Genomic DNA, 12,185 nt, shown 5'->3' with positions numbered 1-12,185 from the left:
TGCTAGCAAATACCTCTAACGTTCTGACAGATATTGGTCAATTTCGGCTGGCATTAATCTGCGAACTTGGGTGTCGGGAAAGTCGTGATAATCTGTCATGCAAAAAAGTGGAGCGGTACTGGTAGAGGCTTTTGTCTTATTCTTTTTTAAGTATCGGTTTAAGTCTTCTTGGGAAGGGAATATTTTATAAGACAGTCTTTTGTTTTCGCTTTTGATTTCATAAATTCCGCAGGCTTTCTTCATGCTATAGTCTGCTGTTCGCAAGTACAGCTTTGCGATTTCTAAGGATTTAAAAGGAAATTGCCAGCGCTGTAAGCCGCGCTGAGGGTCTTTGTCAATGCAGATACATCTGCCACAACTTCCACAAATGTATTGGAGATGATTTTTTAAGCAGGCCGCAGGGTTTAATAGTGGTGTTATTCGGTTTTTGTCCACATAGCATTCTTTACACATGGTTTTATCCTCCTAAGATATCTGTACCTTAGTATAGCACGTTCAATTTCATTCTTCCAGTTGTTGATGCAGAAGGGAGATTGAACCAAACTAGAGAAAAAAGGTAAATTATTGCAATAATCACCTATTTTTGTAACAATAGTAGCATCAAGTGATTTTAAGAAAGAAAAGTGGTATTTTTAACTTTAACTCACACTTTTTGGAGACAAGCAACCATGATAAAACACCTCAAAACCAAGCACTTGACTTACTGCCTGACGATAGCTATAGTCGCTTTTGTCTTGATATTACCACAACTCATATCTGGAAATATGGTTCTGGGGTCAGATGTCATTTTTCATTTTAATCGGTTTTATGATACGGCGGAACAAGTGCGGCATTTGAACTTTGATTATTTTATATCTCTGTATGGTTTTCAGCAGTCGGGACGGATTGTCAATGCTTTGTATGGTCCAGTGCTTTCCTATTGTCAGGGAGTGCTGGTCTTGGTGAGCAGGAATTGGTTCACTTATCAGCTGTTATCAAATTGGCTTTTGTATTGTCTGGCTGGTCTATCAATGTATATCTTTTTGATAAAGGCAAAGTTGAAAAAGCCTTATGCGCTGATAGGAAGTTTGGTTTATCTGTCCACCTATTCTATTCAGTATTGGATTATCAGACAGGGCTTTACCAGCTGGGGAGCGGCTTTTTTACCCCTAGCGCTGAGTATTCTCTTTCAATTGACAGAGACTAAGCAAGTTCCCAAGTGGCTGTTGGGTATTTACACAGCTATGATGGTTCAGACCCATATGTTGACCTCGCTTATCTTGGTGTTGATTTACCTTCCTTTCTTTGGCTATGCCTTTTTCCAAAATCGTCAAAAAGGTAAATTTATCAGAGATTTGGTTGTGGAGATACTAATCTTTATTTGCTTGACCTTAAATGTCTGGCTAGCTTATGTGACCGTCTTTGCTCGCAATCAGATGACTAGACCTTTCATTAATCATGAGATGAGTTATTCTACCATCAACCAGCACAGTTTTTATTGGCTCCTAAATCCTGTTATCCTTGCTCCAATTTTGGTTGTGATTTATCTTGTTTTTGTATGGAAATGGCGGTCAATGACGGCTGGTGACAGACTTTGGCTTGGGGTAATGACCCTTATGTTACTACTGTCGACCAGTCTTGTTCCTTGGGACTGGCTAATTAAGCAGAACAATTCGGTGGCAGAGCTGGTGCAATTTCCTTTTCGTTTTTTTGTCCCTGTGCCTGTCATTGCCATTTACTTGATTTTGAAGATTTGCAGTCGGGTTCAAGGTCTACAACCTTATCTGAAAATTTTTCTCTCGCTTGGTCTGGTGATTAGCCTTGTGCAGTCTCTGTTTCTTTTGGTTAGTGCGACAACACATTGGAATACTGAGACGAATTTCATGCCTTCACAGTACAAGGTGATCTTTAACGGTGATGTTGCTAGCGTTAAGCAGTCTTTTTACGATAGAGATAAGAAGAAAGCGTTGGACTTGGTTGCCAAGGGAACACCTGATTACTTGCCCATTTATCCCAAGCGGTCAGGTGATAAGCAAAATCGTTACGACCTCTACCTGTCGAAAATTGTGACAGCCAATAAAAAGTTTACAAAGACAGTTACTCATGGGGGACTGCAGGTTGAGTGGCTAGGAATGTCGAGCACTGAGATGGAAGTCCCTGTGGTAGTCTATAAGGATACGGTAGTCATTCACAATGGCAAAGAAATAGCGCACAGGCAGCTGAATCTGAGTAGGATAGGAACCCCATCTGTTAAGCAAAAAGCCCATCAAACAAATACTCTCTTTATCTACTACAGGACTGGGCTGTTAGAAAAAGCGATGCTGGCAGGTACAGTCTTATCATGGCTAGTTGTTTTATGCCATTTAGCCTATCGCCTTGGTCGCAAGCAACTGGTGACACAAATATTTAAGAAATAAAGTTAAAAAAGAGAGCGAGTTCTATTAATATACTTTGAAGAAGTGATAATATAGGTTCTAAGCAAATAGACGAAGGGGGAAATTGATGTTACTCATTGGTGTAAAAGAAGAAAAGGGATGGCTTGCATCCAAATGGCAATTAACCTATCCAGTAGGCTGGCAGCGAATTTGTAAGGCGGCAAATTCAGCCTATGATTATTATGATAACCTAGAAATTTTAATTGATAATGTGAAGGTTGATTTGTCATCCAAAAACGACCTTCTAAAACTTGAAGAAGGAGGAGCGATGACCATCCGAGGTATGTCAAAAATTATCAGGGTTCCGCTGATGATTACATTTTTCAATCAATCAGATGTTGTCAATGTCTGGGTGGCCTGTGCCTCAGAAGAATTTAAAGAAGCTGACTATCAAAACTTTAATCGCTCTCTGGGACAATACCTCGACAGTATGGAATTAGCCATGTATCGATAAAAATTCTGCTTTACTGATGTTTATCTGACAAGCGCCTCTTGTGGGCGCTTTTTTTCTTTCGGGACAATTCGAGTTTTACTATACTTGCACTATATATATTTAGGAGCGAAAATAATGGACACTTTATCAAGAAATAAGCAATATCATTTTCAAGTAAATGGTGAATTACTTGATAAAGCAAAAGATATTTTAGCTAATAGAGGACTGACAGTGTCTGAGGTCCTCAACTTATTTGTAGAGTGCATTATTGATAAAGGTGATTTACCCCTTCAAGAGGATGATGGTCTGTTAAAAGATTTTTTTGAAGAGTTGAAAAAGGAAATTCTGCTCAGACACTAAGCGATTTTAGATGAGAAGACGAGCTCACTAGTCGATGTCAGAAGAGAGTTTCATCTTGGCCAATTTTCATAGGTATCAGATGAATTAGCCGAACCGGTTAAACAAGACTTGTATAACATTCATCATTATATCATCGTCACGAATTTTTATAGCCAGCAGACAGTAGATAGTTTATATCTAATTCAGGAAAAATAAAACTAAAAAGTGCTTTAAATCGCTTGACAAAGCTATTTCGGGGGGGGGTATAATGACATTACAATAATTTTTTTATCGGAGGTTTATTTATGTTAAGAAAAAAACAGGTTGAAGAATTTCAACTACTTGTACTTGAATTAAACAGTTTTTTAGAAAATCCTGATAAACTGGAATATTCAGATTCTATTTCCCCAGAGCTTGCAGGCCTTATCGGAGCCATTGGTGGTGGGGCTATTGGAGTAGGTAGTGTTTTAGCTGCTTTTTCTGGGCTGTCTGGCGCAGGGATTATGAGTGGTTTGGCTGCTTACGGCGTTGGTGGAGCAGTAGGTGGAATAGCTAGCGTTGCAGCAACAGTGGCTGCCCCGGTTGCACTTGCTGGTGCTGGTCTCTACTATGCCTCAGATCAAAGAAAAATGAAGAAAAAACTTCGTGAATTGTTCCAGTTTTCAGATGATTTGAAGATGAAACTATGGGGAGATACAAGACCTAATGTTATTGATTTAATTAAAGCCATTGATCAGTTTAGGAAGGAATTAGAAGAAAAAATGTGAGTTACCGCTGACCTTGTAAAAGTCTTTATACACAAAACGACTTATAACAGATAGAAGTGCCTAATATGGCACTTTTTTTATTATCTTATTTTCTGCTAAATTTACTATTTTTTGGTATAATTGTATGAGTATGCAAATGAGTACAGAAAGAAGGGTGTTTGCGTGTCCGATTATTTATCGGTTAGTTCTCTGACCAAGTATTTAAAATTAAAATTTGACCGTGACCCTTATTTGGAGCGGGTTTATCTGACGGGTCAGGTTTCGAATTTCCGTCGGCGTCCTAATCACCAATATTTCTCACTGAAGGATGAGAAGGCTGTGATTCAGGCTACTATGTGGTCTGGTATTTACAAAAAACTTGGTTTTGAGTTGGAAGAAGGCATGAAGATTAATGTTATCGGTCGTGTTCAACTTTATGAGCCAAGTGGTTCTTATTCCATTGTTATTGAAAAAGCCGAGCCAGATGGGATAGGAGCTTTGGCCGTTCAATTTGAACAGCTCAAGAAAAAGTTAACCGAAGCAGGTTATTTTGTTGAGCGTCACAAGCAGCCACTCCCTCAGTTTGTAAAGAAGATTGGGGTTATTACTAGTCCAAGTGGTGCTGTTATCCGAGATATTATCACGACGGTCGGTCGTCGCTTCCCTGGAGTAGAAATCTTACTTTTTCCAACAAAAGTTCAGGGTCAAGGGAGTGCCGAAGAAGTAGCAACTAACATAAACAAGGCTAATCAGCGTGATGACCTAGACTTGCTCATTGTTGGCCGGGGTGGCGGTTCTATTGAAGACCTTTGGGCTTTCAATGAGGAAATTGTGGTGCAGGCCATTTTTGAAAGTCATTTGCCAGTGATTTCTTCTGTAGGTCATGAGACAGACACAACTTTGGCGGATTTTGTCAGTGATCGTAGAGCAGCCACCCCCACGGCAGCAGCAGAATTAGCAACGCCGATTACTAAGGCTGATATCATTTCGTGGATAGCAGACCAGCAAAATAGAGCCTACCAAGCCGTGCTGAGAAGTCTTAAACTTAAACAAGAAAAGCTAAATAAACTTAGCTTATCTGTCATCTTTAGGCAACCAGAACGCCTTTACGATGGTTATGCACAGAAGCTAGATAATTTAACTGGTCAACTGATAGCTCATATGCGCCAATATTACACTAAGGCATTGCAAGATGAGCGCTTACTTAGCCAACGCTTATTAGCGGTGGATTTATTAAGGCAGATAGAACGTTATAAGGAACGTTTGGGTACGCATAAACGTCTTCTCTTGTCAAATATGACTAACCAGTATGATAGTAAGGTCGCTCGATTTGAGAAAGCACAGGATGCGCTGCTCTCGTTGGATACCAGCCGTATTGTAGCGCGTGGCTATGCTATGATCCAAAAAAATGATAAAGTGGTGGCTAGCACCGAAGATATAGAAAAGGGCGACTTGGTCAGCGTGCTCATGCGTGATGGTCGCTTAGAAGTTGAGGTTAAGGATGTCAAACAAGAAAACATTTGAAGAAAATTTACAGGAATTGGAAGCCATCGTGGCTAAGCTTGAAAACGGAGATGTAGCTTTGGAAGAAGCCATCATCGAATTTCAAAAAGGTATGGTGCTGTCAAAGGATTTGCAGGCTACTCTGAAAAATGCTGAAGAAACTTTGGTCAAGGTCATGCAGGCAGATGGATCTGAAAAGGAAATGGATGCTTAATGGATAAGTTGGCAGGAATTGATGATGCTGTTCACCGATATTATAGTCAAAAGGCCGTATCGGGAGATTTGATTGAAGCTATCTTATATTCGGTCAATGCGGGAGGTAAACGGCTTCGTCCGCTGGTACTTTTGGACTTATTGGAAGATATGGGTTTGGAGTTGACAGCAGCACATTTTGATGTAGCGGCAGCAGTAGAGATGATTCACACCGGAAGCCTCATTCACGATGATCTACCAGCAATGGATAATGATGATTACCGTAGAGGCCGCCTAACCAATCATAAGAAATTTGGTGAAGCAACTGCCATCTTGGCTGGTGACTCGCTGTTTCTTGATCCTTTTGGTTTGCTGGCAGAGAGCGATTTGCCTGTAACTATCAAGGTTGAACTGTTGCGTGAGCTGTCTTATGCAGCAGGGAGTTATGGTATGGTTGGTGGTCAGATGCTTGATATGAAGGGTGAAGAGCAGCAGCTGGCTATCTCTGAACTTCAGCTCATTCATGCTAACAAGACAGGTAAGCTACTGGCTTTTCCATTTGTAGCGGCAGGGATAATAGCAGAGCTGGGGTCGGCTAATGTGGCTGATTTGCGGACAGCAGGGGAGCTAATTGGTTTAGCCTTTCAGGTGCGTGATGATATTTTGGATGTGACTGCGACTTTTGAGGAAATTGGCAAGACACCGCAAAAAGATTTGGATGCGGAGAAATCAACCTACCCAAGTCTGTTTGGTTTGGATAAATCGCATCAGATTTTGGATGACTCATTGGATCAAGCGTTAGCTATTTTCCGAAAACTGAAGAATAATCGAGGGTTTAATTCCGAAAAAACAGAAGAAATGATAGAAGGGTTGCGACTGCATGGCTAAAGAGCGAGTGGACGTATTAGCTTATAAACAAGGACTTTTTGAGACGCGTGAGCAGGCTAAACGAGGTGTCATGGCGGGGCTTGTGGTTAATGTTATTAACGGTGAACGTTATGATAAACCGGGTGAAAAAATCGCTGATGATACCGAACTGAAACTTAAAGGTGAAAAACTCAAATATGTCAGTCGCGGCGGTCTAAAACTTGAAAAGGCCTTGCAAGTTTTTGAACTTTCAGTGGATGGAGCAACTACCATTGATATTGGAGCCTCCACTGGTGGTTTTACAGATGTCATGTTGCAAAATGGAGCTAAACTAGTTTACGCAGTAGATGTCGGTACCAACCAACTGGTCTGGAAATTACGTCAAGACACACGCGTGCGCTCTATGGAGCAGTACAATTTCCGCTATGCTGAATTGGCGGATTTCACAGAAGGACAGCCTACCTTTGCCAGTATTGATGTCAGTTTCATCTCGCTAAACTTGATTTTGCCCGCGTTAGCCAGAATATTAGCTGATGGCGGTCAGGTTGTTGCATTAATCAAACCGCAGTTTGAAGCGGGGCGTGAGCAGATTGGTAAAAATGGTATTATCAAAGATAAGATAGTCCATGAAAATGTTTTAAAAATGGTGACGACTTTTGCTATAGATTACGGATTTACAGTTAAAGGGCTTGATTTTTCACCAATTCAAGGCGGACATGGAAATATTGAATTTCTAGCGCATTTAGAGAAATCAGCTACGCCGGAGAACCTAGTTTTCTCACAAATTCACGATATTACAGAAAAAGCACATAGGGAGTTTGCAAAAAATGAAGAAGAGTGAACGTTTATCTCTTATCAGAAAATTAGTATTGGAAAAGGAAATAGCTACTCAGCATGAATTATTAAAATTGCTGGAGTTAGAAGGACTTCATTTGACACAAGCCACTATTTCTCGTGACATGAATGAGATTGGCATCGTTAAAGTACCGTCTCTTTCAGGGAAATATGTTTACGGTATCAAAGAAGAACCTAAGACAGTTATTCGTCCGCAGAGACCTATAAGAAGCACTATTTTAGCGATTTCTGATCCTGTTGTCGGGTTAGAAAATATGATTCATTTGGACGTTGTTCCAGGAAATTCACGTTTGATTAAGAAATTTATCCTAGAAGATTTTAAAGATGATGTTTTCAGTGTTATAGCTGATGATGACAGTATTTTGATTGTTTTGAAGTCAGCTGAGTCTGCTCAAGCTGTCCGTGAAAAAGTTGTCCAATGGATGGATGCACAGTTTTAAAACAAGAGGTAGCCGATGCTTTTAGAAATTTCCATTAAAAATTTTGCTATTATCGAGGAAATTTCCCTCACTTTTGATAATGGTATGACTGTTCTAACTGGGGAGACTGGTGCAGGAAAATCTATCATCATTGACGCCATGAACATGATGTTAGGCGCACGTTCTAGTGTGGAAGTTATCCGTCATGGAACTCCAAAAGCCGAGATTGAAGGCCTCTTTTCTGTTGAAAAAAACGCTGCGCTGGCTCATATTTTAGAAGAGAATGGTATTGAATTTACTGATGAGTTGATTATTCGACGAGAGATTCTTCAAAATGGCCGTAGTGTTAGTCGAATTAATGGTCAAATGGTGAATTTATCAACCTTGCGCGCTGTTGGACAATATTTGGTTGATATTCACGGTCAACACGATCAGGAAGAACTCATGCGACCAAATCTTCACATTGCCATGTTAGATGAATTTGGTCAGGATGATTTCTGGACAAGTAAGAAACGTTATCAAGAAATTTTTGACAATTACCGTAAACTCCGAAAACGCGTTTTGGACAAACAGAAAAATGAACGTGAACATAAGGCACGCATTGAAATGCTGGAGTTTCAGATTGCAGAAATTGAGGCAGCAGCACTCAAAAATGACGAGGATAACCAACTTAATAAGCAACGCGATAAACTACTTAACCATAAGAATATCGCTGATACGCTTACTAATGCCTATGTTATGCTAGATAACGAGGACTTTTCAAGTCTTTCCAACATACGTTCAGCAATGAATGATTTGTTGACTTTGGAAGAATTTGATCCAGACTACAAAGAGATGTCAACCAGTCTTTCTGAAGCTTATTATGTTTTGGAAGAGGTTACCAAGCATCTTGGCGACGTCATTGAGGACCTTGATTTTGATGCTGGTTTACTTCAGCAAATCGAATCCCGCTTAGATGTTATTAATAGCATTACGCGTAAGTATGGAGGTAGTGTAGATGATGTTTTGGATTATTTTGACAATATAACCAAGGAATATAACCTTTTGACTGGGAACAATGAATCATCAGATGACATGGAAAAGGAGCTCAAACGCTTAGAGAAAGAATTAGTGGATGCGGCAGCGAAACTCAGCCAAAAGCGTCACGAACTGGCTAATGCATTGGAGGCTGAAATTAAACAAGAGTTGGCTGAACTTTACATGGAAAAAGCAGATTTTCAAGTTCAATTTACCAAGGGAAAATTTAACAGAGATGGCAATGAACTCGTAGAGTTTTATATCTCAACTAATCCAGGCGAGGGTTTTAAACCTCTAGTCAAAGTTGCTTCAGGAGGTGAATTGTCACGTCTCATGTTGGCTATTAAATCCGCCTTTTCTCGAAAGGAAGATAAGACAAGTATCGTATTTGATGAGGTGGATACCGGTGTATCAGGTCGCGTTGCACAGGCTATTGCCCAAAAAATCTATAAAATTGGCAAGCACGGTCAAGTTTTAGCCATTTCGCATTTACCACAAGTAATTGCTATTGCGGATTATCAATTTTTCATTGAAAAGAGAAGCAATGAAAACTCAACTGTTTCAACTGTGCGTCTTTTGAACAAAGAAGAACGCGTTGAAGAAATTGCTAAGATGCTAGCAGGAGCAGATGTGACAGTAACAGCACGTCAACAGGCTAGAGAACTGTTGCTTGGGCTAAAAAACACTGACTGATATAAACGTGTGGCTCATCAAATAATATTTTCATAAAGATTACCGAATGGTTATTGGAAACAAGAAATCTCAAATCGGAACTTATTCTTAATGGTTGTAAAAACATGAATTATCTAAAAAAACTCATTAAACGTTATCAATTTAATCCTAAAAAATTTAAACTAGGAATGAGAACTTTAAAAACGGGTCTAGCTGTCTTTATTGTCCTTCTATTATTTCACTTTTTTGGTTGGGAAGGGACTCAAATCGGAACTTTAACGGCTGTATTTAGCCTACGCGAAGATTTTGATAAAAGTGTTCACTTTGGAGTATCACGTGTTGTCGGCAATAGCGTAGGAGGCTTGCTATCCCTTCTGTTTTTCTTGCTAGATCAAGCCTTTCACCATCAATTTTGGGTAACGCTTATCTTTGTCCCTGTTTGTACCATGTTGGGGATAATGATCAATGTTGCGATTGATAATAAAGCGGGTATTATTGGAGGAACCTCCGCGCTATTGATTATTACCTTGTCCATTCCAGCAAACGAGACCATTGTTTATGTCTTTGCTCGAGTCTTTGAAACATTCTGTGGCGTTTTTGTTGCCACTTTAGTTAATGCTGATGTTGATAAGATAAGAGAAAAAATTAAAAGCAAGTCAAAGTAATGATTTGCTTTTTTTTACGTTTTATGTTAGAATTTCTAACATAAAACTTGACAGTTAAAAAATTTCATTTTATAATAAAAAAGTGAAAGGAGTCAGTCATGAAAGAAAAAGAACTCAGACGTTCGATGGCGGTATTTCCCATTGGTACAGTAATGAAATTGACAGATCTGACAGCACGTCAAATCCGTTATTATGAAGATCAAGGCTTAATTACGCCAGAACGCACTTCGGGTAACCGTCGCATGTATTCATTGAATGACATGGATCGTTTGCTTGAAATTAAGGATTTTTTGGACGAAGGGCTTAATATTGCGGCTATTAAGCGTGAGTACGCTGATCGTAGAGATAAGGCACTGAAAAAACAGAAGACCTTGACGGATGCTGATGTTCGACGTATCTTACAAGATGAACTCCGCAATCAAGGACGTTTTGCCAGCCCATCACAATTTGGCAATTGGCGTGTTTAACACATTCACATATTGTTTTTGGTAGAAAGAAAAAAGGAGACCTAATTCCAATGGCTATTACAGCTGCTGACATCCGTCGTGAAGTTAAAGAAAAAAATGTGACTTTCCTCCGCTTAATGTTCACAGATATTTTAGGTGTGATGAAAAACGTTGAAATCCCTGCAACCGATGAACAAGTTGAAAAAGTTTTGTCGAACAAGGCAATGTTTGATGGCTCATCTATTGAAGGGTTTGTTCGTATCAACGAGTCTGACATGTACTTGTATCCAGATTTGGACACTTGGACAGTTTTTCCTTGGGGAGACGAAAATGGGGCTGTTGCTGGTTTGATTTGTGATATTTATACCTCTACTGGAGAGCCATTTGCAGGTGATCCGCGTGGTAACTTGAAAAAAGCTTTGCGCCACATGGAAGAATCTGGTTTTAAATCTTTCAATCTTGGTCCTGAACCAGAATTTTTCTTGTTCAAGATGGATGAATTGGGGAATCCAACTCTCGAAGTAAATGATCACGGTGGTTATTTTGACCTTGCACCAACTGACCTTGCAGATAATACTCGTCGTGAGATTGTCAATGTTTTGACACAAATGGGCTTTGAAGTTGAAGCTAGCCATCATGAAGTTGCAGTAGGTCAACATGAAATTGATTTCAAATATGCAGATGCTTTGAAAGCATGTGATAACATCCAAATTTTCAAACTTGTTGTAAAAACAATTGCGCGTAAACATGGTCTTCACGCAACTTTCATGGCGAAACCTAAATTTGGAATCGCGGGTTCAGGTATGCATTGTAATATGTCACTATTCACCGAAGAAGGAAATGCTTTCTATGATCCAAAAGATCCACGAGGTATGCAACTTTCTGAAAATGCCTACTATTTCCTTGGTGGTTTGATGAAACATGCTTACAGTTACACAGCAATTATGAATCCAACGGTCAATTCATATAAACGTCTTGTTCCTGGTTATGAAGCACCTGTCTATATTGCTTGGGCAGGCAGCAACCGATCACCACTTATTCGTGTACCTGCTTCTCGTGGAATGGGAACACGTTTGGAACTCCGCTCTGTTGACCCTACAGCTAATCCTTATCTTGCCTTGGCTGTATTACTTGAATCTGGACTTGATGGCATTGAAAATAAAATAGAAGCTCCAGCACCTGTGGAAACAAACATCTACATGATGTCTCCTGCAGAGCGTAAGGCCTCAGGCATTATTGATCTTCCGTCAACATTGCATAATGCCCTAAAAGCCCTTGAAGAAGATGAAGTTGTTAAAGCTGCACTTGGTAGTCATATTACAACAAACTTTATTGAAGCTAAACGAATTGAGTGGGCAAGTTATGCGACTTTCGTCTCACAATGGGAAGTTGAAAACTACCTTAATCTATACTAAGAGAAGAAGTGCGCTTGAGCATTAGTTCATTTTGAAGGTAATTTCAAAAATACGCTATTATATTATGGTTTAGGTCTGGGACTATTCTTGTGTTTCAGACCTTTTTTGACGCCCTCATAGTAAATGAAAAATAAAATCATACTAGGCGCTAAATTGTAGAAAATAATGTCATATACCACTTTGCTCTTAAATATAGTCAATT

The 12,185-nt window shown here is 39.7% G+C and carries 14 protein-coding genes; 13 read left to right on the top strand and 1 reads right to left on the bottom strand.

Going from position 1 to position 12,185, the window contains the following annotated elements; translation table 11 throughout:
- Positions 1-15 precede the first annotated feature (15 nt).
- Positions 16-453, bottom strand: a complete 438-nt coding sequence (locus A3I7_RS0109280; protein ID WP_018376513.1) for a hypothetical protein — start codon at positions 451-453, stop codon at positions 16-18.
- A gap of 215 nt (positions 454-668) precedes the next feature.
- On the opposite strand from A3I7_RS0109280, the gene A3I7_RS0109275 reads away from it, so the two are divergent.
- From A3I7_RS0109275 to glnA, 13 genes are all read left to right on the top strand, one after another.
- Positions 669-2,396, top strand: coding sequence for a glycosyltransferase family protein (locus A3I7_RS0109275; protein ID WP_018376512.1), 1,728 nt, complete (start codon positions 669-671; stop codon positions 2,394-2,396).
- 85 nt (positions 2,397-2,481) lie between these two features.
- On the top strand, positions 2,482-2,868 hold the full coding sequence (locus A3I7_RS0109270) for a hypothetical protein (protein WP_018376511.1): 387 nt from the start codon (positions 2,482-2,484) through the stop codon (positions 2,866-2,868).
- A gap of 114 nt (positions 2,869-2,982) precedes the next feature.
- Positions 2,983-3,207, top strand: coding sequence for a type II toxin-antitoxin system RelB/DinJ family antitoxin (locus A3I7_RS0109265; RefSeq protein ID WP_018376510.1), 225 nt, complete (start codon positions 2,983-2,985; stop codon positions 3,205-3,207).
- A 284-nt stretch (positions 3,208-3,491) separates the two neighbouring features.
- Positions 3,492-3,953 carry a hypothetical protein gene (locus tag A3I7_RS14385; protein WP_018376509.1) on the top strand — a complete coding sequence of 154 codons (462 nt, stop codon included), beginning with the start codon at positions 3,492-3,494 and terminating at the stop codon, positions 3,951-3,953.
- A gap of 162 nt (positions 3,954-4,115) precedes the next feature.
- Complete coding sequence (xseA, locus tag A3I7_RS0109255; RefSeq protein ID WP_018376508.1) at positions 4,116-5,456, top strand: exodeoxyribonuclease VII large subunit; 1,341 nt, start codon at positions 4,116-4,118, stop codon at positions 5,454-5,456.
- Entirely contained in the window at positions 5,434-5,649 is a 216-nt protein-coding gene (locus A3I7_RS0109250) for an exodeoxyribonuclease VII small subunit (protein ID WP_018376507.1), read from the top strand. Before xseA ends, A3I7_RS0109250 begins: the two co-directional genes overlap by 23 nt.
- Complete coding sequence (locus tag A3I7_RS0109245) at positions 5,649-6,515, top strand: polyprenyl synthetase family protein (protein WP_018376506.1); 867 nt, start codon at positions 5,649-5,651, stop codon at positions 6,513-6,515. The genes A3I7_RS0109250 and A3I7_RS0109245 overlap by 1 nt, the downstream gene beginning before the upstream one ends.
- The gene (locus A3I7_RS0109240) at positions 6,508-7,335 is read left to right on the top strand and encodes a TlyA family RNA methyltransferase (protein WP_018376505.1); all 828 of its coding nucleotides are present in this window, start codon (positions 6,508-6,510) and stop codon (positions 7,333-7,335) included. Before A3I7_RS0109245 ends, A3I7_RS0109240 begins: the two co-directional genes overlap by 8 nt.
- Complete coding sequence (locus tag A3I7_RS0109235; RefSeq protein ID WP_018376504.1) at positions 7,322-7,789, top strand: arginine repressor; 468 nt, start codon at positions 7,322-7,324, stop codon at positions 7,787-7,789. The genes A3I7_RS0109240 and A3I7_RS0109235 overlap by 14 nt, the downstream gene beginning before the upstream one ends.
- Positions 7,790-7,804: 15 nt before the next feature.
- The gene (recN, locus tag A3I7_RS0109230) at positions 7,805-9,478 is read left to right on the top strand and encodes a DNA repair protein RecN (protein ID WP_018376503.1); all 1,674 of its coding nucleotides are present in this window, start codon (positions 7,805-7,807) and stop codon (positions 9,476-9,478) included.
- Positions 9,479-9,582: 104 nt separating this feature from the next.
- Positions 9,583-10,122 carry an FUSC family protein gene (locus A3I7_RS0109225; protein WP_018376502.1) on the top strand — a complete coding sequence of 180 codons (540 nt, stop codon included), beginning with the start codon at positions 9,583-9,585 and terminating at the stop codon, positions 10,120-10,122.
- A 98-nt stretch (positions 10,123-10,220) separates the two neighbouring features.
- Entirely contained in the window at positions 10,221-10,589 is a 369-nt protein-coding gene (locus A3I7_RS0109220; RefSeq protein ID WP_018376501.1) for a MerR family transcriptional regulator, read from the top strand.
- A 50-nt stretch (positions 10,590-10,639) separates the two neighbouring features.
- Complete coding sequence (gene glnA, locus A3I7_RS0109215) at positions 10,640-11,983, top strand: type I glutamate--ammonia ligase (RefSeq protein ID WP_018376500.1); 1,344 nt, start codon at positions 10,640-10,642, stop codon at positions 11,981-11,983.
- Positions 11,984-12,185 lie beyond the last annotated feature (202 nt).

This window comes from Streptococcus orisratti DSM 15617 (genome assembly GCF_000380105.1).
Taxonomy (GTDB): Bacteria; Bacillota; Bacilli; order Lactobacillales; family Streptococcaceae; genus Streptococcus; species Streptococcus orisratti.
This window is presented reverse-complemented; position numbering and strand designations above follow the sequence as displayed.

Bases quoted from the DNA above. Each gene is read 5' to 3' on its own strand.
- A3I7_RS0109265 (WP_018376510.1), top strand. From the start codon at position 2,983: ATGGACACTTTATCAAGAAATAAGCAATATCATTTTCAAGTAAATGGT.
- A3I7_RS14385 (WP_018376509.1), top strand. From the start codon at position 3,492: ATGTTAAGAAAAAAACAGGTTGAAGAATTTCAACTACTTGTACTTGAA.
- A3I7_RS0109250 (WP_018376507.1), top strand. From the start codon at position 5,434: ATGTCAAACAAGAAAACATTTGAAGAAAATTTACAGGAATTGGAAGCC.
- A3I7_RS0109240 (WP_018376505.1), top strand. From the start codon at position 6,508: ATGGCTAAAGAGCGAGTGGACGTATTAGCTTATAAACAAGGACTTTTT.
- A3I7_RS0109225 (WP_018376502.1), top strand. From the start codon at position 9,583: ATGAATTATCTAAAAAAACTCATTAAACGTTATCAATTTAATCCTAAA.
- A3I7_RS0109275 (WP_018376512.1), top strand. From the start codon at position 669: ATGATAAAACACCTCAAAACCAAGCACTTGACTTACTGCCTGACGATA.
- A3I7_RS0109220 (WP_018376501.1), top strand. From the start codon at position 10,221: ATGAAAGAAAAAGAACTCAGACGTTCGATGGCGGTATTTCCCATTGGT.
- A3I7_RS0109245 (WP_018376506.1), top strand. From the start codon at position 5,649: ATGGATAAGTTGGCAGGAATTGATGATGCTGTTCACCGATATTATAGT.
- A3I7_RS0109280 (WP_018376513.1), bottom strand. From the start codon at position 453: ATGTGTAAAGAATGCTATGTGGACAAAAACCGAATAACACCACTATTA.
- A3I7_RS0109270 (WP_018376511.1), top strand. From the start codon at position 2,482: ATGTTACTCATTGGTGTAAAAGAAGAAAAGGGATGGCTTGCATCCAAA.
- glnA (WP_018376500.1), top strand. From the start codon at position 10,640: ATGGCTATTACAGCTGCTGACATCCGTCGTGAAGTTAAAGAAAAAAAT.
- A3I7_RS0109235 (WP_018376504.1), top strand. From the start codon at position 7,322: ATGAAGAAGAGTGAACGTTTATCTCTTATCAGAAAATTAGTATTGGAA.
- recN (WP_018376503.1), top strand. From the start codon at position 7,805: ATGCTTTTAGAAATTTCCATTAAAAATTTTGCTATTATCGAGGAAATT.